Annotated in this window: 2 protein-coding genes; one reads left to right on the plus strand and one right to left on the minus strand. The window is 56.9% G+C overall.

Annotation, left to right across the window (positions count from 1 at the left end; all coding sequences use genetic code 11):
• Nucleotides 1-266, plus strand: a 266-nt coding sequence (locus PQR02_RS40715; protein WP_408243435.1) for a hypothetical protein, incomplete at its 5' end; no start/stop codon positions are given.
• 155 nt (nt 267-421) lie between these two features.
• Here PQR02_RS40715 and PQR02_RS40720 read toward each other — a convergent pair.
• The coding region (locus PQR02_RS40720; protein WP_408243436.1) for a hypothetical protein at nt 422-612 on the minus strand (191 nt) is incomplete at its 5' end.

Genomic DNA, 612 nt, shown 5'->3' on the forward strand with positions numbered 1-612 from the left:
GTGGCGTTGAAGTCGATGGGCGGTTCGTGCTGCCGCTTCGCCCGTATCACCGCGACATCAGCGAGGTTCCGTCAAACCGGCGTGCTGCATTTCGCAGGCGGCAGACGCTGATTGCGGATTTGCTGGCTCAGGTCGGTCGGGCAGTCGAGGAAGGTCTGACTGCAGAGGTGAAGCCGCCTCATCTGAATCACGCGAAGGCCGACGACCATCTGCCCGAACTTGCTGTTGCTCTGGCAGCAAATTATCGTGAAGCGGAATCTGCGTGACTGCCATGTCATGGAGCCATGGAACGCTCGAGATTCTGATAATCAGATACCCGCAAGAAGTCCCGAGGGGGAAGATGACCCACCATCGGCGCCACCATATTCTCAATGACACGGCCCGTCGACAGGCAAGGGTCATCCATGGGCGCTCAGAGCTGTCAGGAAAGACTGAGGGAATCTAGAATCTCATGCCCCAAAATTAAAGAAGAACACGCGCCGATCGCTTCGCATGTTTTTGCTGGATCAAAACGGAACACAAATCGGCTCGCTGGTAGAGTCGCAAGATCATCCGATACGCAGGCAATCGCGGTTCCCAATGCTAACCAGGAGGGCCGGCGCCAATTGGTCG

The sequence above is a fragment of the Paraburkholderia sediminicola genome (assembly GCF_046026895.1).
In the GTDB taxonomy this organism is placed as follows: domain Bacteria; phylum Pseudomonadota; class Gammaproteobacteria; order Burkholderiales; family Burkholderiaceae; genus Paraburkholderia; species Paraburkholderia sediminicola_C.